The organism is Paenibacillus sp. TY11 (assembly GCF_059772165.1).
Genome location: NZ_JCBAIQ010000007.1, coordinates 101,379 through 119,756, shown reverse-complemented (window position 1 = coordinate 119,756; position 18,378 = coordinate 101,379). Strand labels below are relative to the sequence as shown.

At 44.8% G+C, this 18,378-nt stretch carries 19 protein-coding genes and 1 other annotated feature; of the genes, 15 read left to right on the top strand and 4 right to left on the bottom strand.

Features of this window, described 5'->3' with window-relative positions:
- Positions 1-116: 116 nt before the first annotated feature.
- The 4 genes from fabF (at position 117) to AC6EJC_RS09510 (ending at position 3,477) form a co-directional block, all read left to right on the top strand.
- On the top strand, positions 117-1,355 hold the full coding sequence (gene fabF / locus AC6EJC_RS09525; RefSeq protein ID WP_444953765.1) for a beta-ketoacyl-ACP synthase II: 1,239 nt from the start codon (positions 117-119) through the stop codon (positions 1,353-1,355).
- A 141-nt stretch (positions 1,356-1,496) separates the two neighbouring features.
- Complete coding sequence (locus AC6EJC_RS09520) at positions 1,497-1,679, top strand: hypothetical protein (RefSeq protein WP_444953764.1); 183 nt, start codon at positions 1,497-1,499, stop codon at positions 1,677-1,679.
- Positions 1,676-2,629 (top strand): helix-turn-helix transcriptional regulator, encoded by a 954-nt coding sequence (locus AC6EJC_RS09515; protein WP_444953763.1) that lies wholly within the window; start codon positions 1,676-1,678, stop codon positions 2,627-2,629. The genes AC6EJC_RS09520 and AC6EJC_RS09515 overlap by 4 nt, the downstream gene beginning before the upstream one ends.
- 107 nt (positions 2,630-2,736) lie before the next feature.
- Positions 2,737-3,477, top strand: coding sequence for a zinc ribbon domain-containing protein (locus AC6EJC_RS09510; RefSeq protein ID WP_444953762.1), 741 nt, complete (start codon positions 2,737-2,739; stop codon positions 3,475-3,477).
- Positions 3,478-3,565: 88 nt separating this feature from the next.
- On the opposite strand, the gene AC6EJC_RS09505 is transcribed toward AC6EJC_RS09510, so the two are convergent.
- The gene (locus AC6EJC_RS09505; RefSeq protein ID WP_444953761.1) at positions 3,566-4,768 is read right to left on the bottom strand and encodes an MFS transporter; all 1,203 of its coding nucleotides are present in this window, start codon (positions 4,766-4,768) and stop codon (positions 3,566-3,568) included.
- A 196-nt stretch (positions 4,769-4,964) separates the two neighbouring features.
- On the opposite strand from AC6EJC_RS09505, the gene AC6EJC_RS09500 reads away from it, so the two are divergent.
- The 4 genes from AC6EJC_RS09500 to AC6EJC_RS09485 all read left to right on the top strand — a co-directional run bounded on the left by AC6EJC_RS09500 (position 4,965) and on the right by AC6EJC_RS09485 (position 7,562).
- Complete coding sequence (locus tag AC6EJC_RS09500; protein ID WP_444953760.1) at positions 4,965-5,546, top strand: TetR/AcrR family transcriptional regulator; 582 nt, start codon at positions 4,965-4,967, stop codon at positions 5,544-5,546.
- Positions 5,547-5,626: 80 nt separating this feature from the next.
- A complete protein-coding gene (locus AC6EJC_RS09495; protein ID WP_444953759.1) occupies positions 5,627-6,358 on the top strand; it encodes an SDR family NAD(P)-dependent oxidoreductase in 732 nt (243 codons plus the stop codon).
- A gap of 77 nt (positions 6,359-6,435) precedes the next feature.
- Entirely contained in the window at positions 6,436-6,990 is a 555-nt protein-coding gene (locus AC6EJC_RS09490; RefSeq protein WP_444953758.1) for an O-acetyl-ADP-ribose deacetylase, read from the top strand.
- Positions 6,991-7,001: 11 nt separating this feature from the next.
- Entirely contained in the window at positions 7,002-7,562 is a 561-nt protein-coding gene (locus AC6EJC_RS09485) for a GrpB family protein (RefSeq protein WP_444953757.1), read from the top strand.
- On the opposite strand, the gene AC6EJC_RS09480 is transcribed toward AC6EJC_RS09485, so the two are convergent.
- Both AC6EJC_RS09480 and AC6EJC_RS09475 read right to left on the bottom strand, forming a co-directional pair.
- Complete coding sequence (locus AC6EJC_RS09480; protein WP_444953756.1) at positions 7,559-7,765, bottom strand: iron-sulfur cluster biosynthesis family protein; 207 nt, start codon at positions 7,763-7,765, stop codon at positions 7,559-7,561. The genes AC6EJC_RS09485 and AC6EJC_RS09480 overlap by 4 nt on opposite strands.
- 95 nt (positions 7,766-7,860) lie before the next feature.
- Positions 7,861-9,045: an aminotransferase class I/II-fold pyridoxal phosphate-dependent enzyme gene (locus AC6EJC_RS09475; RefSeq protein WP_444953755.1), complete on the bottom strand. Its 1,185-nt coding sequence runs from the start codon at positions 9,043-9,045 to the stop codon at positions 7,861-7,863.
- Between the two features lie 43 nt (positions 9,046-9,088).
- Positions 9,089-9,327: a binding site (T-box leader), on the bottom strand.
- Between the two features lie 192 nt (positions 9,328-9,519).
- On the opposite strand from AC6EJC_RS09475, the gene AC6EJC_RS09470 reads away from it, so the two are divergent.
- On the top strand, positions 9,520-10,128 hold the full coding sequence (locus AC6EJC_RS09470; RefSeq protein ID WP_444953754.1) for a DUF1349 domain-containing protein: 609 nt from the start codon (positions 9,520-9,522) through the stop codon (positions 10,126-10,128).
- Between the two features lie 95 nt (positions 10,129-10,223).
- Positions 10,224-10,934 (top strand): DUF1361 domain-containing protein, encoded by a 711-nt coding sequence (locus AC6EJC_RS09465; RefSeq protein ID WP_444953753.1) that lies wholly within the window; start codon positions 10,224-10,226, stop codon positions 10,932-10,934.
- 54 nt (positions 10,935-10,988) lie between these two features.
- Here the strand turns inward: AC6EJC_RS09465 and AC6EJC_RS09460 are convergent, their stop codons facing one another.
- The gene (locus AC6EJC_RS09460; protein ID WP_444953752.1) at positions 10,989-11,918 is read right to left on the bottom strand and encodes an ArsR/SmtB family transcription factor; all 930 of its coding nucleotides are present in this window, start codon (positions 11,916-11,918) and stop codon (positions 10,989-10,991) included.
- Between the two features lie 509 nt (positions 11,919-12,427).
- On the opposite strand from AC6EJC_RS09460, the gene AC6EJC_RS09455 reads away from it, so the two are divergent.
- From AC6EJC_RS09455 to AC6EJC_RS09435, 5 genes are all read left to right on the top strand, one after another.
- Positions 12,428-13,771, top strand: coding sequence for an ABC transporter substrate-binding protein (locus tag AC6EJC_RS09455; RefSeq protein WP_029516750.1), 1,344 nt, complete (start codon positions 12,428-12,430; stop codon positions 13,769-13,771).
- 93 nt (positions 13,772-13,864) lie between these two features.
- Positions 13,865-14,755 carry a carbohydrate ABC transporter permease gene (locus AC6EJC_RS09450; protein WP_444953751.1) on the top strand — a complete coding sequence of 297 codons (891 nt, stop codon included), beginning with the start codon at positions 13,865-13,867 and terminating at the stop codon, positions 14,753-14,755.
- 27 nt (positions 14,756-14,782) lie between these two features.
- Positions 14,783-15,625 (top strand): carbohydrate ABC transporter permease, encoded by an 843-nt coding sequence (locus AC6EJC_RS09445; RefSeq protein ID WP_025723511.1) that lies wholly within the window; start codon positions 14,783-14,785, stop codon positions 15,623-15,625.
- An 80-nt stretch (positions 15,626-15,705) separates the two neighbouring features.
- The gene (locus tag AC6EJC_RS09440) at positions 15,706-17,091 is read left to right on the top strand and encodes an arabinan endo-1,5-alpha-L-arabinosidase (protein WP_444953750.1); all 1,386 of its coding nucleotides are present in this window, start codon (positions 15,706-15,708) and stop codon (positions 17,089-17,091) included.
- A 40-nt stretch (positions 17,092-17,131) separates the two neighbouring features.
- Complete coding sequence (locus tag AC6EJC_RS09435; protein ID WP_444953749.1) at positions 17,132-18,103, top strand: glycoside hydrolase family 43 protein; 972 nt, start codon at positions 17,132-17,134, stop codon at positions 18,101-18,103.
- The last annotated feature ends 275 nt before the right edge of the window (positions 18,104-18,378 follow it).

Below are 18,378 nucleotides of genomic sequence, written 5' to 3'. Positions count from 1 at the left end.
GGCGCTTACTATAGTAGTGTTCATTATACCAGGATAAACAAACACTTGTAATAGGATAAGACGAGGGTAAAATGAGGATTATAAGTAAGTCATCGAGTAGGAGGAATGAATAGCTTATGCAAAGAGTAGTGATAACAGGTATGGGTGTCGTTTCGCCACTGGGCAATGAAGTGGACACGTTGTGGAAGAATTTGCTGGAAGGCAATTCAGGTATACGTAAAATTGATACATTTGATGTATCCGATTTAAAAGCACAAATTGCTGGACTGGTACAGGATTTTGATGCAGAAAAGCAATGGGGACGTAAAGATGCCAGACGAATGGATCGGTTTACTCAGTATGCATTATATGCGGCAGAGCAAGCGCTCAAGGATTCCGGTCTAGAACTGGATCACACCGATCTGGAGCGTGTAGGTGTCTATGTGGGATCAGGAGTCGGCGGTTTGGATACATTGGTGGATAATGTAGATGTGCTGCTACATCGTGGACCAGGCAGAGTTAGCCCAACGCTGGTACCTATGATGATCTCGAATATGGCTGCTGCTCAAATTAGTATCGCGTTTGGAGCGATGGGTCCTACGGTTTCACCCGTGACGGCTTGCTCTATTGGGAATACAGCAATTGGAGAGGCGTTTCGGACGATTCGTACTGGAGATGCGGATGTCATTTTTGCCGGTGGAGCTGAAGCGGCGGTGAATAGATTGGCCTTAGCGAGCTTCGCTAATGCGACTGCCTTGTCCACACGTAACGAGGAGCCTTCCATAGCAAGCCGACCGTTTGATCAGGATCGGGACGGATTTGTCATGAGCGAAGGAGCAGGCATTCTGGTACTGGAGTCGCTGGAACACGCAATCCGGCGTGGTGCGGAAATCTATGGTGAGGTCATCGGTTATGGAGCCAGTTCGGATGCCTATCATATGGTTGCACCGCATCCCGAAGGAACCGGAGCTTACCTGGCGATGAAAGCGGCCCTTCATTCTGCCCGCATCTCCCCTGAAGAAGTGGACGTGATCAGCGCTCACGCAACGAGTACGTCTGTCGGGGATATCGCTGAGACCCTTGCGATCCACAAGCTATTTGGGGATTATGCCTATCAGATTCCGGTTACCGCGAATAAGTCCATGCTGGGGCATATGCTAGGAGCCGCGGGCGGTGTCGAAGCGATTGCGCTCGTGCAAAGCCTGCGGGAAGGCATCATTCCGCCAACGATTCATCTGGACAACCGGGACCCGGCTTGCGATCTGGATTATGTGCCTCACGAAGCGCGCAAGGCTCCACTAAATATCGGTCTATCCAATTCTTTCGGCTTCGGCGGTCATAATGCGGTCATTGTGCTGAAGCGCTACGAGTCATAATTTGTAATAAGTTAGTGAAACCTCAGGCATTCTATCTGGCTGGATAGAGCACCTGAGGTTATTTTAATCTAGGAATAACAGATTCATTTTAGATAGGAGATAGAGTAAGATGGAGGAAAACATTCGGAGGAACGGGAAAACATGATTTTAATCAGGAACGTAGAACCAGCAGACGCTGAAGTGTATTGGAATTTGAGACTGGAAGCCCTAAAAATGAACCCCGAAGCTTTTGGAGACTCCTATGAGGAAGCTGTACAAGTTCCATTATCTGATGAGGTGAAGCAGATACAAAATAAGAGAGATCATAAGGTTTTGAAAAAATGAAAATTGACCGATTGCTTTCTATCGTCATTTTGCTGCTGAAAAGAAATAGAATACAAGCGAAGGAACTGGCTGATTTGTATGAGGTTTCGATCCGGACGATCTATAGAGATATTGAAGCGATTAGTATGGCTGGTATTCCGGTGGTGACTTATCAGGGAGCTAATGGGGGAATCGGTCTGATGGAAGGATACCGTTTGGACCGCAGTATGCTGACGGATAATGATGTCAAGGACATTGTGATGGGCCTGCAGAGTTTGTCCTCGTCGTTGGGCGGCCCCAATGTGTCCCGGTTACTTCATAAATTTGAAAGCATTATACCGGAGTCTGGGAAAGAGCACTTCAGTGTCCGTACCACACAATTTATCGTCGATCATTCGGGATGGGGAAATCAGGCTGCGCAGGAAGGTAAATTGATAAAGGTGAAAGAAGCAATGAGCCAAGCGCGGATTGTCGCTTTTACCTATCGAAATGCGGAAGGAGCCATAACGGAACGGAATGTTGAACCGCACACGCTCGTTCTGAAAGGACAACAATGGTTTGTATATGCGTATTGTCCCGATAGGGATCAGTTTCGTTTATTCAAACTTTCCCGCATGAGTGACCCTGTGGTTACAGAGACGACTTTCGCTCGCAGGGATCTTTCTTATGAAGTGCTGCCGTGGAATGAGGGACGGATGGCGGCATCCAGGGCTGTACAACCGTTTACGCTACAATTTAACCGCAACTCAAGGCATCTGGCGGAGGACTGGTTTGGCGTAGAAGCATTGACCGAGCAGGAGGAAGGGATTTATACGGTTTCGGTCCCGTTTCCCGAGGATGCGTGGGCGTACGGATTTATTTTAAGTCTGGGACCGGATGTGGTTGTCAAAGAACCAGCCCATTTGCGAGACAAGATTCATGAGATGGCGCTACAGATTGCGTCTAATTATGAAGAAGGCCGGGAATCATAGAGGAAATTTTGGATTAAAGTAAAACGAACCTGACTGATAGTTGTCAGGTTTGTTTCGTTATACTGGTGGCATACCTGATATCAGTTAGCGAAAGGGGATTTACGAGGATGGATAAAGCTTGTCAAAGTTGCGGGATGCCGCTGGAGCATGAGGACCAATATGGAACGGATGCACAACATCATAAAACGGATGAGTATTGCAAGTATTGTTACAAGGAAGGCGCATTTGTACAGCCTGACTTGACTATGGAGGAAATGATTCAGCAGTGTGTGCCTATCCTGGTGGAGGAGGGGATGCAGGAAGAAGAAGCGACTTCGATGCTGCGTAATTACCTGCCGTATTTGAAGCGGTGGCGGTCCTCAGCGGATACGGGACTTCCATTGGATGGACCCATTCGGGAGGAATATCGAGGTGATATTCGTTTGGTCGGGCTGAAAGCACGTACAAATAATCAGAATGAACAAACGTCTCACGGGATCATTCCTAACATGTGGGAACGGTTTTGGAGTGAGGACGTGCCTGGTCGGATAAAGGGGCATGATGGACATGCTTCTGTCTATGGTTGTTATACTGACTATGAAAATGGAGCTTTGGGCGAGTATACATTTTTTATCGGAAAGGAAACGGCTGTGGATTTCCAGACTCCTGACGATCTTGAAGAACTTGTAATTCCGGCTGCACGCTACGCTGTTTTTCAGGCAACTCAGGAACCTTCTTCTGTCTTCCGTGTATGGCAGACGATTTGGGAGTGGGCAGGCACGGGACAAGCGGAGCGGACATACACAGGCGATTTTGAAGTGTATGGCAGTCCTGATGAACCTGTTTTGATTTATATTGCAATCAAGTGATGATTTTGTAGTGACAGAAGAGAACCGCCAGGCCATAGTTGTGGACCAGGCGGTTTTTTGTTGATTAAAATCAATAGCAGTCTACCAATCAAGTTGTACGTCGAGTCAACGCCCAAAAGATGAGAGCCAGAGCACTGACACCAGCTCCCAATAGACACACCCCGTTCCATCCAGCATATATGTACATATGAGTAGAGGCAATGGCCCCGGTGGCGCTACCGATGGAATAAAATATCATGTAGGCTGCGGTAAGTCGGCTCCGTGCCTCAGGGCGAACATTGAAAATCAAGCTTTGGTTGGTGACATGTACAGCTTGTACGGCCAAATCCAAAAGAATTACGCCAAGAATTAAAGCGAACAGAGAATACTCGGTGTAGCGGATAGGTAACCAGGACAGCAACAATAAAATTAGTGCTATACCCGTCGTCCGTTGTCCCAAGCCTTGATCGGCAAGACGCCCTGCTCGTGCTGCTGCTAATGCTCCGGCGACCCCAGCCAGACCAAAGGCCCCGATAGCAGTATGTGAAAGAGAAAATGGAGGTGCACTGAGAGGTAACACAAGCGAAGTCCACAATATGCTGAACGCCATAAAAATGAGTAGCGCAAGGACAGCACGAATACGCAAAATTCGTTCTTGCACGTACAGTACGATAACCGAGCGGAGCAGCTGCGGATAGGAAAGTGCCGCACCTTTGGGTTCGTTCTTTGGCAACACCCGCAACAGAGCTATAGCCATAAACAGCGTAAGTATAGCAGAAACAAGGTAAACTGAACGCCATCCTGCCAGATCAGTTAATACACCGGCAACGGTTCGTGCAAGTAGAATGCCGATAACGACTCCGCTGGTCACCAGCCCTACGACCTGCCCGCGTTCAGCCGAATTAGCCAAGGTCGAGGCGAATGCCACGAGTGTCTGAGTGACTACAGCCAGCAGTCCAACCATTGCCATCCCCATAAGCAGTATTGTACGGGTAGGAGCAAAGCTAACCGTGATTAATGCCAGCACGGATAGCAGCATTTGTCCTGTGATCAGTCGTCGTCGATTCAAAAGATCGCCAAGCGGGACGAGCAACAGTAGTCCCAATGCATAACAAATTTGCGTGACTGTAATGACCATACCTACCGATGAGTGCGTAATGCCAAATTCTTTTGCCAGCGCATCCAGCAATGGCTGTGCATAGTAAATGTTAGCGACAGCCAGCCCACAGGCTATGGCAAACAAGAGTGCAACAGATCGGGACATGGAACGAACGGGAGCAGATTGCGTTGATCTGACTTCAGAGATATTCATTTTTATACATCACATCACTTTCTGACTTTATTATGTACCGAAAAGTATAATATACCGATTGGTACGTAATGATTTTAGGTCAATATAACCTTTGTTTTATGAGATGTCAAGTATTCATCCTATACATATTTGACAGTTTATTTTAATGATCATACAATCTTAATATACTGAACGATCTGAAAAGAAGGGGTTACTTATGGTTCGACCACGGGAATTTGATATGGAGCAGGCGTTGGATGCAGCGATGCAAATTTTTTGGGAAAAAGGGTTCGAAGGCACGTCTTTAAGCGACTTGACCTCCCGAATGCGAATTCAGCGCCCCAGCATTTACGCTGCTTTTGGAGATAAGAAGCAATTATTTGAAGCTGCGCTCCGTAAATATACGCAATCTCATGCAGCTTGTATAAGGGCTAAACTGCAAAATAGTTCATCTGTAAAAGAAGCATTTTACAATTTATTTGGAGGAGTCGTGGCAGAAGAATACGAGGATGGACCTAATAGGGGATGCTTTTGCATCAATACGATGGTAGAATTGGCTCCACATGATGAGAAGTTTGAAATTTTGACCAGGGAACATCAGATGTATCTTTCTACCGTCTTTCAGGAAACCCTCGAACGTGGTATTCGATCTGGGGAGCTTGAGGTGGCTATGGATGCACGAGCTTTGGCCCATACGTTGGTCTCTTTGTTAATCGGGATTACCGTGATGATGAAGTCGCGCCCAGAGCGTTCTTTTGTGGATCATTCGGTTGCGACTGCACTTATGTTACTGAAGTAAGTTTCTTTCATATAGCTGATAGTACTTGAGAGAGGTATTTTGAGTAAAACTATATACCGAACGAGAGAGGGGTTTCTTCATTGCTTAATAAAATGAAAGTTATTATAACAGGAGCTGCTTCCGGCATCGGAAAGGAAATTACTCAGCAATGTTTAAGGGAAGGCGCAAGTGTTATTGCGTGTGATATGAATAAACGTTCTTTAAACGAACTTGAGGCTGAACTGAATTCACCAAGTTTGTACACCTATCTCATAGATATAAGTAACTATACGGAAGTAACCGATTTTTTTACATACATTAAGGGAGAACACACGGACATAACAGCTTTAGTCAATAATGCAGGTGTTTATAGAGGAAAGAATATACTCGACTATCGTATGGAAGAAATAGAGAAGGTGCTGGACATAAATATTAAGGGATGTGTATATTTCTCGCAATTTTTTGGAAAGTTCATGATTGAGAAGAAGCATCAGGGAATTATCGTAAATATGTCTTCTGTTTCTGGAATGGAAGGAAGCTCAGATGCGATCTATGGATTATCAAAAGCTGCAATATTGGGCTTTACTAAAAGTTGTGCCATGAATTTTTCACCTTATATAAGAGTTAATGCTGTGGCACCAACGATGGTAAGTACTCCAATGATGGATCATATTCCTGATTGGAGAAAGGAGGAATATACAAATCATCAGCTAATTCCTGAGCCTTTAAAAGCAGAAGATGTTGCTTATACTGTCCTGTTTCTGCTATCGGAAAGATCCAGGCATTATACGGGAGCGACCTTTGATATTAATAATGGGTGTTATCTAAGATGATTTTTAATCGTGAACATAAATTTCAAAGAAATAAGGATATAAAACGGAGTTGATTTTTTACGAGAGGAGGAGGATTAATGAATACCCAAATTGAACTATTAAACGTGACAATACGTGTGATGCAAGAGGATATTACCCGTTGTAAGGCCGATATTATTGTCAATGCAGCGAATACAAGCTTGCTGGGTGGCGGTGGAGTAGATGGCGCAATTCATAGGGCTGGCGGTCCAGCTATACTGGAAGATTGTGTCCGTATCAGAAACAAACAAGGTGGATGTCCCGTAGGAGGCGCGGTCTATACAACAGCTGGCAAGCTGGATGCCCAATACGTTGTTCATACCGTTGGTCCTGTGTGGAATGGTGGCGACCATCAGGAAGAGGAGCTATTGGCGAAATGCTACCAGAATACACTCCAATTGGCTTTGCAACTGAATGCACGAAGCATTGCCTTTCCGAATATCAGTACTGGTATCTACCGTTTCCCGAAAGAAAAGGCGGCGGATATTGCTATACAGGAAGTGACACGTTTTGTACGGGAACATGCCGGTTTGAAAGAGATTATTTTTGTTTGTTTTGATGCGGAAAACGCTCAGTTATACAGTCGTAAGCTGCAATGCATGAGTGGAGATTAGGGGGATAATGAATGCATGAGGAGCAAAATCAAGAACATTGGCCGGTGTGGGCTACGGAGCCTATAAAAATAGTGAATCCTGATCCTGCCTGGTCAGAGCAGGGCTTAAAGATCATTCACCAGTTGCAGGAGTTATTACTGCCGTTTAAGGTGACGGAAATCGAACATATAGGAAGCACGGCAATCCCCAATCTTTCCGCTAAGCCCATTATTGACATTATGGCAAAATTAGAATCTTGGGATCGACTGGAACAGATCGTGTCTGCTTTACAACCAGCAGGCTGGAACTACGTTCCCCCTGAACTGGACGGTCGGGAATGGAGAAGATTTTTGGTTAAAGTGGAACAGGATCAAAGAAAGGGACATCTGCATCTCATACTGAAATCTGATGAGCATTGGGATCAGCAGATCTTGTTTCGGAACCGACTTCGTGAACAGCCTGAGCTGATTCAGCAATATGATGTATTAAAAAGGCAGCTGGCGATGGAAAATCAGCATGATCGTGAAGCGTACACGGAGGCCAAAACTGATTTTGTGCAAAACGTTCTGAATACCCGACATCCTAAAGATTAGGACGACCGGACATCCCGGGTTTTCACATTGTTACTATAAAAGGTAGAGTCGCTGGATAGCTTATATACGGGGAATCTCTCGTCTGCATCCAGCCGCATGGACTTCTCAAAATAAATGGCCTGCTGGCCGCTAACGAGAAAAGGCAAGTTGCCTGCTTGTACTTCAAGGTCGCCGTTGTCCGGTGCACTGACGATCTTTAGCACCGGGATGCCAGCACACCAGAAAAAGCTTATTCAGAAGCTGCTAAAGTAGTGCTCATCCCGTGCTCATGTTCATTTCATGATATGGAAAATCGTATTTACAGGCGTTTCAAAAATACGCTGATGCGTTCCAAAGCCATTTCCAGCTGTTCTCGCGATGACGCGTATGAACAGCGGATAAAGCCCTGGCCGCCCGGGCCAAATGCGGAACCGGGCACGGTAATGACCCCCTCTTCTTCCAGCAAACGCTTGGCAAACTGCTCTGAGCTTAACCCTGTGTGCATAATGGAGGGAAAAGCATAGAAGGCACCGTTTGGTTCATGACATGGAAGTCCTGTCTGACATAGGCCTTCAACGAACCATTTTCTACGTTGATTGTAGGATTCCATCATGCGGTCTTTTTCCTCCAGTCCGTTGCGCAGGGATTCAATAGCGGCAATTTGCCCGATAATAGGAGCGCACATGGCGGTATATTGATGGATCTTCAGCATGGCTGAAATCAACTCTCTCGGGCCACATACATAGCCGACCCTCCAGCCTGTCATCGCAAATGCTTTGGAAAAGCCGCTGATGAGCAGGGTGCGCTCTTTCATTCCCGGCAGAGCAGCGAAGCTAACATGCTTCTGTCCATAGGTCAGTTCAGCATAAATTTCGTCTGATATGACGACAAGATTATGCTCCTCAACCAGGCGGGCAATCGGTAGCCAGTCCTCATAAGTCATCACTCCACCCGTCGGATTATTCGGATAACAGAGAATAAGCACTTTGGATCGTGGAGTCAGCTTGGATTTGAGCGCTTCTGCTGTCAGCTTGAACTGTTGGTCCGCAGAGGTTTCAACCGTTACGGTATGTCCTCCGTTCAGAAACGTGATGGGCGAATATGAAATATAGCAGGGAGCTGGAATAAGTATTTCATCGTGTGCTGTGATCAGGACGCGTAGCGCCAAATCCAGAGCTTCACTGCTGCCAATGGTAACCATGATTTCATCTGTCGGGTTGTAGGATGTGCTGAAGCTGCTCTCCAGATACCCGGCAATCTCCTCACGAAGCTCGGGAAGACCTGCATTCGGTGTGTATGAGGTTTTACCATTTTCCAGTGCTGTGATACAGGCCTTTCTGACATGTTGAGGGGTTACAAAGTCCGGTTCACCGACACCAAGCGATACGATATCTTTTCTGCCTGTACTATATTCAAAAAACTTACGGATGCCTGAAGGCGGCATTTCCCGTACAGCTGGAGTCAAAAAATCGCTTATAGATACTGCTGTCGATACATTTGTCATGTTGATTTCCTCCTTTTTGAAAAACAAAAAAACCCGCCCCTGTAAAAGGGACGAGTTTATACCCGTGTTACCACCCTAGTTTCATTCCATAGGAAATGACACTCTGTTCACGTATCCATCAATACGTGTTCCGGTTAACGCTGGAAAGGCGGCAGAGCTTACTTCAGGTTCAGCCCGCTTCTCAGAGATGGCGTTCGGCTACCCTCGGAATGTTGGCTTTCACCTGCCCCAACTCTCTGCAAATCCGCTGTATAGCTTACTCGTTCTCGTCATTGAAATTTGTTACCGTATCAAGTTAGGTGTAATTATAAGCACAACATTTTAGGATGGCAAGTCTTTTTTTAAAATGTAGCTACAGAAGGATCATCATTGACGGCTGGAAGATAACGTATATAGTGGTATCAAGGGGGATTATTGTTCCCCAGATTTCACCCTGCTATTTGACTATATTGGCTAGAGAGGGATGGTGTCCATATGAACGTATTTGAACGCTTTAACGACAAGGTTTTGCCTGCGGGATGGGGCTGGATCAACGAGCCGACTGTGTGGAGATTCGATGATTCCAAGTTTTTGCAAGTTTCTGCACCTTCACAGGCGGATTTCTTTAGAGATCCGTCCGGCGCAGCGGTAAAATCGTCCGCACCCTTTTTGCATACAACGCTTCAGGGAGATTTTACAATATGGACGAGGGTTCGTGTTGATATGAAGCAGCCTTATGATTCAGGATGTTTGATGATGATGGCGGATGATACCCATTGGGCTAAGCTGTGCTTTGAATACTTTGAAAGCACTCCATCTATTCTTAGTGTGGTCACTCGGGATACCTCCGATGATTGTATATCTGGGGCCATAGATGTTTCTAATCCGTATTTGCGAGTGGCACGAGCTGGTAATTGCTTTGCATTTCATTATTCATCAGACGGTCAGCATTGGAAACTAGCGAGATATTTTGGGATGAATGTTCCTAAACAGCTAAAAGTCGGCGTTGTCGCACAATCCCCGGTGGGGGAGGGCTGTAATGTTACCTTTGATACCTTGACGATAACAAACCATGTGTCCGAGGATATACGAAACGTGGAATAATCAGACAAAGGCCCTCTCTATAAATAAATATGGAAGCGCTATAAGAGGGGATTTGAAAAGACGTATATACGTATACGCATGCAGGAGGTAGAAGCTTGCTGTTAAAAAGGAAGGGTTACAAGCTGCCTGGTTTGTTGGGGGTGCTGCTTGTAGCTACGTTGGGCTGTTTTTGGCTCATTATGTATTTACAGTCCACAAGCGGAACGAGGATGTATCAATTTCTGTACTGGGATATATTCCTGGCATGGGTTCCGGTCTTTATCACTCTGGGAATGATGGCATTATCCAGACTGCGAAGTACAAAAGTGAAAAGTGTTCTTTTATTTTTCGCCGCAGTTGTATGGTTGTTTTTTCTGCCGAATGCTCTTTATTTGGTGACTGAGCTACTACATGCGTTTCGTTTCTACGATGTGAATCCTGATACGCGTTTTTGGTTGAACACTCAATTTTGGTTGATCTTATTTACGTCTTTTTCAGCAGCAGGGCTTGGTCTTTTTCTTACATCCCTTTGTGTATTGATGATCCACCGTATGCTGAGGAAGATTTGTTCAGGTTGGCTCGCATGGGCTGTAGTTTTTGTGGTGTTGTGGCTGGCTAGCGTAGGCGTATATATTGGCAGATTTGCTCGCTGGAATAGCTGGGATGTGTTGTTGCAGCCACAAGTGCTCCTTACGGATATTTGGAGATGGGTTGTACATGCTGGAGCGAGGCTTCATTTGCTGTCCTTTAGCTGGCTGGTGTTTGGGATAGCGGTCATTTTTTATCTATGGATCTATATCTCTTTAAGTGAGGAGCAGGATGTTTAGGCCGAGGACATGTATTCAATGAATACAGGCTTCGGCCTTTTTACATGTGGCGAGTCAGCAGTTGGAGTTATCCTCCCCGTGTACATCGTAAAGCACGCGCACAAGCAGATCCTGATTGAAATTCCCGAATCTTTTACCGAAAATAGTGAGACCCCCTTTGTTTGGCGATTGATCGGATACGGATATACGCAGTGTAATATCACTTTTGTAATCAAGGCCGATATCTTCTAGCGTGACTTCGGATATACGACATCCGTCAATGAAGCTTCCATGTCGATTGATACGAATTAATTTGAGCATACCATATTGATTCAAATGCGGCGGCCACCAATCGGGATTCAGAACCCCCGGCACTTCTCCAAAATCGCCAGCGCTAGTCCAGTGACCAATAGGAATGCCATTCACATGAAAACAAATGTCCGATGGATATTCTTCGCAATATCCCGGTGCTTCTGAGCCCAGCTCTGCGGAAAATTGAATTTCATTAAAGGATTGATTTGCTTTCAGATAGTTGGGAATGCGGTATTCCAGAAAGCCATCTGCCATCCAGATCATTTCCGAATCCAGCCGTCCGGGATCTGCAAAATAGCGTGGATCATCAAAATCGCCAATAATGCTGTCTCTGGTCACCAATCCACAAGTGGGTACTGCCTGATAGTTACTGTAATGACCCACACGAATCTCAACCTCATACACATTTTTTTGTTCTCTGCTGCGCAAATCTACCATTAGCTTTTCTTTGTTCAAATAACACATTTTTCGGGTACCATGCTTGCCGCTCACGGTATTGATCTCCACGAGGCCGCATTCTTCCAGCTTGCGAATATGCATTGTAATTGTACCGTTGCTCAAATTAAGTTTGTTGGCGATGTCATTCATACTTTGTCCCTGGTAAGCAAGTAGCTCGAGAATTTGAATGCGGATTTCCGAACCCAGTGCTTTGAAAATATCTAACCCTGACATTAAGTCCTTAATATAAATCATAGCTATAGACCTTCCTTATCTATAAAAATTTTAATGTAAGCGCTTATATTTTTACTTTGATTTATGTTAAAATAAAATCAAAAAGAAGTAAACCGCTTTTCTGTAAATTTTTTTTACTAAATAAAAAGGGGGAGCAAATTGGAGTCCAAAATAGGGTTTTCTTTATAAATAAATCGCATTTAAGTGTTTTTATTGATTTATATAACAAAAATGAACTTAAGTACGATTCAATTTTGCTTTTCATGTTACTCCAATCTATGTTTTATAATTATTTAAAAAGATTGAAAAATACATTGACGAACCGAGGAAGGGCATGCTATATTTTGTTTGTAAACGAATTCATTATTCATAAAGTAAAATGTTAATCATATGGTACATGAGAGGGATGATAATCACAGCGGCAATCAACAACGGGTTGTGTACCGCACAGTTAAAGATTAGGCCGAGTGGTATGAAATTATTTTAACACCAAATGTATGCGGTTTCATTTAAATTTAGGAGGGGTCGCGTTGATAAAGAAAAAAGGTTTTGCAATAACAATGGTTGTTTTGTTGTTAATGGTTGCTGCACTGGCTGGTTGTAGTGGGGGAAGTTCCAGTAGTGATGGAAGCAAGGAACTAACATTTATGTTCCGTGGTGGAACAGATGAACAAAAGGCTTATAAGGAAGTAATTAAGAAATTTGAAGAGGAGCATCCTGGAGTAAAGGTTAAAATGGTCGTGACAGCAGCGGATCAATATGCTACAAAACTTAGAGCTGCGATTACAGGAAACAATCTTCCAGATATCTTTTATTTTGCCCCTGGAGATGTGAAAGCTTATGTAAACAGTGGGGTGTTGAAGAATCTCACTCCTTACATTGAGAAGAACAAGGATATTAAACTGGATAACATCTGGAAATACGGTATAGATTTGTATCGCTATGACGGTAAAATGGCCGGTCAAGGAGATATTTACGGTATGCCGAAGGACTTGGGTCCATTCGCACTCGGCTACAACAAAACGATGTTCGAAAAAGCGGGCGTTCCCTTGCCTGACAAAGACAAACCGTATACATGGGATGAATTTATCAAGGTTAGCCAAGAGTTGACCAAAGATACCAATGGTGACGGCAAGCCAGATCAATACGGTACAGGTTTTAACGTTCAGTGGGCATTGCAAGCCTTTGTATGGAGTAATGGGGCTGATTGGCTGGATGAGAGCAAAACTAAAGTAACGATTGATGATCCGAAATTTGCGGAAGCGCTTCAGTACTTTGCTGACATGCAAAACAAATACAAAATCACACCTGGTATTGAACAATCACAAACATTGGACACATACCAACGTTGGATGAAGGGCGAAATGGCATTCTTCCCGGTAGGTCCTTGGGATATGAGTACATTTGAAAAACTGCCATTCGAATATGATTTGTTGCCATTCCCAGCCGGATCGACTGGCAAATCGGCAACATGGATTGGTTCCCTGGGTATTGGTGTTTCCTCTAAAACAAAATACCCGGATGAAGCTGTAGAATTGGTCAACTATCTGACGACTTCCAAAGAAGGAATGAAGCAACTCGTAGACGCTAAGGTACAAATTCCGAATCTGCTGGACATGGCTGATGAATGGTCCAAAGATACGAAAACCAAGCCTAACAATAAACAGGAATTTATTGATATCGTAAATGACTATGGACGCTCATTACCAGGCAACTATACGTATAACGCAGAATGGTATGATATTTTCTTCACAGATATTCAGCCTGTGCTGGACGGTAAAATTACGGCGGCAGATTATGTGAAGCAAGAACAACCGAAGATGCAGAAACTGCTGGATAAAGCGGTGGAGCAAGAGAAAAAATCACAGAAATAATGCGTAAATAGAGGAAAAAAGGATGATGTTAGTGGCTAAATATCATGCTGCTAACATCATCTTCATTCCAAATTAGAAACAGAGGTGAGCGCTGTGATAACCAAATCTAATCTCTACCGCAAAGAGAAGATATATGGATACTTATTTATTCTTCCACCTATTCTCGGTCTGCTAATCTTTACGTTATTCCCGTTTGTCTATTCGTTATATGGCTCTTTTACAGACTGGGACGGATTGGGACAAATGAACTTTATTGGTCTCGACAATTTTAAGGATTTATTTAGCGATGAGCTCTTTTATAAATCGATGTACAATACTCTTTTCTTAATGTTGGGTATTCCAATCGGTCTTGTACTAGCTTTACTGCTGGCACTAGGTTTGAATCGCAAGATTCCAGGTACGACGACATTTCGTGTGATCTACTATATTCCGGTTATTTCTTCGTTGGCTGCCGTTTCTATTATGTGGAACTGGGCTTACAACGGAGACTATGGTTTGGTGAACCAATTCCTCGAAATATTCGGTATTAAGGGTCCTAACTGGCTGATGGATAAGGATACGGTTAAGCCGGCCTTGATCCTTATGACGGTCTGGAAGGGTCTTGGCTACACGATGCTACTGTATTTGGCAGCCCTGCAAAGCGTATCTCGTTCTTATTATGAAGCAGCAGAGCTGGATGGAGCTAGCGGATTCCAAATGTTCCGCAATATTACATGGCCTATGGTGAAACCAGTAACCTTCTTCCTGGTCGTAACTAATATTATTGGTGGTTCACAAATCTTTACTGAAATGAACATTATGACACCTACAGGGGGTCCGGAATATTCATCCGCCTCAATCGTCTTTTATATTTGGGATAAGGCATTTAAAAACCTGCAGATGGGATATGCCTCCGCGATGGCTATGATTCTCGGCATCTTCATTTTTATCGTAACTTTGATTCAATTTAAAATGAATGAAAAATCATCCTTTGATGGGGATTGATTTTCGCGGAAAGGAGTGAGTCTGATTATGTCCCATAGTCAAAAAACGAAAGTTACCAATATCATTATCTTTATTGTACTAGCGATTGGAGCGATTGTGATGATCGCGCCGCTGCTTTGGATGCTATCCACTTCGGTGAAAGAAAAGCAGGATGTCTTTGCTCTTCCACCAGTATGGATACCAGAGGTGTTCCAGTTCGGCAAGTATAAGGAAATTTGGGAAGCAGGACCTTTGTTAAGCGGGATCAAGAACAGCGTGATTGTGGCGGTAAGTGTCACGGTTGTCGGTACCTTCACATCCAGTGTGGCTGCTTTTGCATTCGCAAAGCTGAGATTCCCTCATAAAAATAAACTGTTTCTGGCACTCATCGCATCTATGATGATTCCATACCCGACGGTTATGATCCCACAGTTTATGATGTTTTCCAAACTTGGCTGGGTAGATACACTTTTGCCTTTGATCGTTCCCGGTTTGTTCGGTAATGTGGTTATGATCTTTTTCCTGCGGCAGTATTTGCTCAGTGTGCCGGATGCCATTATCGAAGCTGCTAAAATTGACGGAAGCTCTTATTTCCGACTCTATTCGTCGATTACGTTCCCGCTCATTAAGCCGGCTGTTGCCGCACAGCTTATTTTATGGTTCATGGGGATTTGGAATGATTATTTGGCCCCGATTATTTACTTGAACTCACCAGAAACGCAGACATTACAGCTGGTCATCGCGAATTTTAATGCGACTTACGCCATTCAGACGGACTATCCGCTTATTATGGCAGCTTCCATTATAGCGTTGTTACCTGTATTGATTATATTCCTGATCTTCCAGAAACAAATTATTGAGTCGGTTGCTATTTCAGGTGTCAAAGGTTAATTGACACTTGGAGGGTACGGATGAATGATGTAAGACAATCACAATATGTAATGGGTAAAGGAAGGAGGAGAATAACAGTTATGGTTATGCTGCTAATGCTGGGCCTATCCGGCTGTGGGGATAACACTCCGGACCCTGTGTATCCGCAGGCTCCACCTCCCGATCACTTGTATGATCAAAGCACGATTAATGATGAACAGCGCTGGACGATTAACAATGCGCATGATCCGGCGATTATCAAAACAGATCAGGGCTATTATGTCTACTCGACGGATGTAAAGACAGGTGGAGAATTGAGACCGGGTGTCATGGTACGCAAATCGACCGACCTGATTCACTGGAACTGGGTTCAGTATGCACTACCCGGCATTCCAAAGGAAGCGGAGGCGTGGTCATCAGCAACAAATTTGTGGGCACCGGACATCATCAAGATGGGCGATACCTACCGGATGTATTACTCTGCCTCCACCTTTGGCAGCACGCGATCAGCTATCGGATTACAGACATCCAGCTCGCCGGAGGGCCCTTGGAAGGATGAGGGGCTGGTTGTTAAAACGGAAGAGCATGACAAGCTGAATGCGATTGATGCGAATCCGGTGCTGGATGCGGAAGGGAATCCATGGATGGTGTACGGCTCTTTTTTCGGCGGTATTTATATTACGCAGCTTGATCCCCAGACTGGAAAGTTTAAAGAGTCAGGCTATGGTAAAAATATCGCTGCCAGGGATCGGGCAACTGAGGATGGTGCTGTGGAAGGGCCTTACATTGTGTACAATCCAATGTTCCGTAAATACTACTTGTTCGTCTCGTATGATTCTTTGTTCGAGGACTACAATGTTCGCGTTGCCCGTTCGGATTCTATCACAGGGCCGTATGTAGATATTAATGGACATGACATGGCAGATACCAGCTATTTGCCTCAATACGAGATTGGAAACAAGGTATTGGGCGGTTATCGTTTTAGCGAAGGAGAAGGCTGGGTTGCGCCAGGTCATAATTCCGTCCTGAAGGACGGTGAAGATTATTATATTGTACATCATGCGCGGGGAGAGACGGATAAGAGATGGCCGTATCTGCATGTACGCAAAATATTATGGACTGCTGAGGGCTGGCCTGTCGTATCACCAGAGCGGTATGCGGGCGAGAAGGAGCAGGATATACCCAAAAGATTATTATCCGGCAACTGGGAGCGCATCGTGATAAGGCAGGAAGTAGACGGTCAGGTGGAAGCTGAACCGCTCCGTCTGGAAGATGGAGGGCGGGCAACCAGCGGGACTCTTGAAGGTCATTGGAGCTTTGATGGCAGGCGTACTTTAACACTGGATTGGAGCGATATATCCGAAGGAACAAAGGAAGAATTATTATTGCTTCCTTCATGGGACTGGGAGCTGGGTCGCCATACTCTAATTTTCACGGGTATGAATGAAAAGGGAATTTCCATCTGGGGAAAACGTATCAGCGATTAATCGTATGAACTACATACTACACATAGAGGAGAGAAAAACCATGAATCAACCTGTATCCTTTAATAATCCGGTTATTGAGCAACGGGCAGACCCTTGGATTTATAAGCATAGTGACGGATACTATTATTTTACCGGATCTGTGCCAGAGTATGACCGCATTGAGGTTCGGCGGGCACGTACTATTCAAGGCTTGAACACAGCAGAGCCTGTCGCAGTGTGGCACAAATATGAAACGGGCCCGTTAAGCGCGAACATTTGGGCACCGGAAATTCATTATATTAATGACAAATGGTACATTTATTTTGCAGCAGCTCGTACAACGGAAACAAAGGAAGGCCTGTTCGACCACCGGATGTTCGTGCTGGAAAATGATTCAGCTAACCCTCTGGAAGGGGAATGGGTGGAAAAGGGACAGATCAAAACCCGTTGGGAGACATTCGCTCTCGATGCGACAACCTTCCAGCATAATGGAGTTTTGTATTATGTGTGGGCTCAGAAGGACCCGGACATCGTCGGTAATTCCAATCTGTATATTTCTGAAATGAGCAATCCGTGGACGCTGTGCGGTGAGCAGGTCATGATCTCTACTCCTGAATATGATTGGGAAGTCATCGGTTTTAAGGTAAATGAAGGAGCAGCGGTTCTGAAACGGAACGGACGAATCTTTATCAGTTATTCAGCCAGTGCCACAGACCATAACTATTGCATGGGCCTGCTGACGGCAGACGAGAATGCGGATTTACTTGACCCGAAATCATGGGCGAAATCGCCTGAGCCGGTATTCTGCACAAATGAGGAAACAGGACAATTCGGGCCAGGTCATAACAGTTTTACGGTTGCTGCTGACGGTAGCGATGTTATCGTTTATCACGCCCGGAATTACAAGGAAATTACAGGTGACCCGCTATATGATCCGAATCGTCATACACGTGTTCAGCCGTTGAACTGGAATGAAGATGGAACACCTGATTTTGGTATTCCGGTGCCAGATGGCGTTTCTGTTAATAACTAAGTGGAGTATATTGTAGAGGGTTGACGTGTTGCACAGCGGCATTGTAACTTTCTAAATATCATAGGAAAGCATGATTTGGATGCGTATAACAAGAACAATAAGATATCTTCTGAGCCTTAAGGCTGGAGGGTATCTTTTTGCTTTTTGGATGGCAAGGCTGGCCATAATTGTCTTGAAATACACAAGCCAAAGTACATTTGGGGGTTATGTATGCGTTTGGCGAGCATGTCAAGCGTTCGATTGATAAAAATGTTTAATATTCTCCACGAGATGGA

Bases quoted from the DNA above. Each gene is read 5' to 3' on its own strand.
- fabF (WP_444953765.1), top strand. From the start codon at position 117: ATGCAAAGAGTAGTGATAACAGGTATGGGTGTCGTTTCGCCACTGGGC.
- AC6EJC_RS09520 (WP_444953764.1), top strand. From the start codon at position 1,497: ATGATTTTAATCAGGAACGTAGAACCAGCAGACGCTGAAGTGTATTGG.
- AC6EJC_RS09515 (WP_444953763.1), top strand. From the start codon at position 1,676: ATGAAAATTGACCGATTGCTTTCTATCGTCATTTTGCTGCTGAAAAGA.
- AC6EJC_RS09510 (WP_444953762.1), top strand. From the start codon at position 2,737: ATGGATAAAGCTTGTCAAAGTTGCGGGATGCCGCTGGAGCATGAGGAC.
- AC6EJC_RS09505 (WP_444953761.1), bottom strand. From the start codon at position 4,768: ATGAATATCTCTGAAGTCAGATCAACGCAATCTGCTCCCGTTCGTTCC.
- AC6EJC_RS09500 (WP_444953760.1), top strand. From the start codon at position 4,965: ATGGTTCGACCACGGGAATTTGATATGGAGCAGGCGTTGGATGCAGCG.
- AC6EJC_RS09490 (WP_444953758.1), top strand. From the start codon at position 6,436: ATGAATACCCAAATTGAACTATTAAACGTGACAATACGTGTGATGCAA.
- AC6EJC_RS09485 (WP_444953757.1), top strand. From the start codon at position 7,002: ATGCATGAGGAGCAAAATCAAGAACATTGGCCGGTGTGGGCTACGGAG.
- AC6EJC_RS09475 (WP_444953755.1), bottom strand. From the start codon at position 9,045: ATGACAAATGTATCGACAGCAGTATCTATAAGCGATTTTTTGACTCCA.
- AC6EJC_RS09470 (WP_444953754.1), top strand. From the start codon at position 9,520: ATGAACGTATTTGAACGCTTTAACGACAAGGTTTTGCCTGCGGGATGG.
- AC6EJC_RS09460 (WP_444953752.1), bottom strand. From the start codon at position 11,918: ATGATTTATATTAAGGACTTAATGTCAGGGTTAGATATTTTCAAAGCA.
- AC6EJC_RS09445 (WP_025723511.1), top strand. From the start codon at position 14,783: ATGTCCCATAGTCAAAAAACGAAAGTTACCAATATCATTATCTTTATT.
- AC6EJC_RS09440 (WP_444953750.1), top strand. From the start codon at position 15,706: ATGGTTATGCTGCTAATGCTGGGCCTATCCGGCTGTGGGGATAACACT.
- AC6EJC_RS09435 (WP_444953749.1), top strand. From the start codon at position 17,132: ATGAATCAACCTGTATCCTTTAATAATCCGGTTATTGAGCAACGGGCA.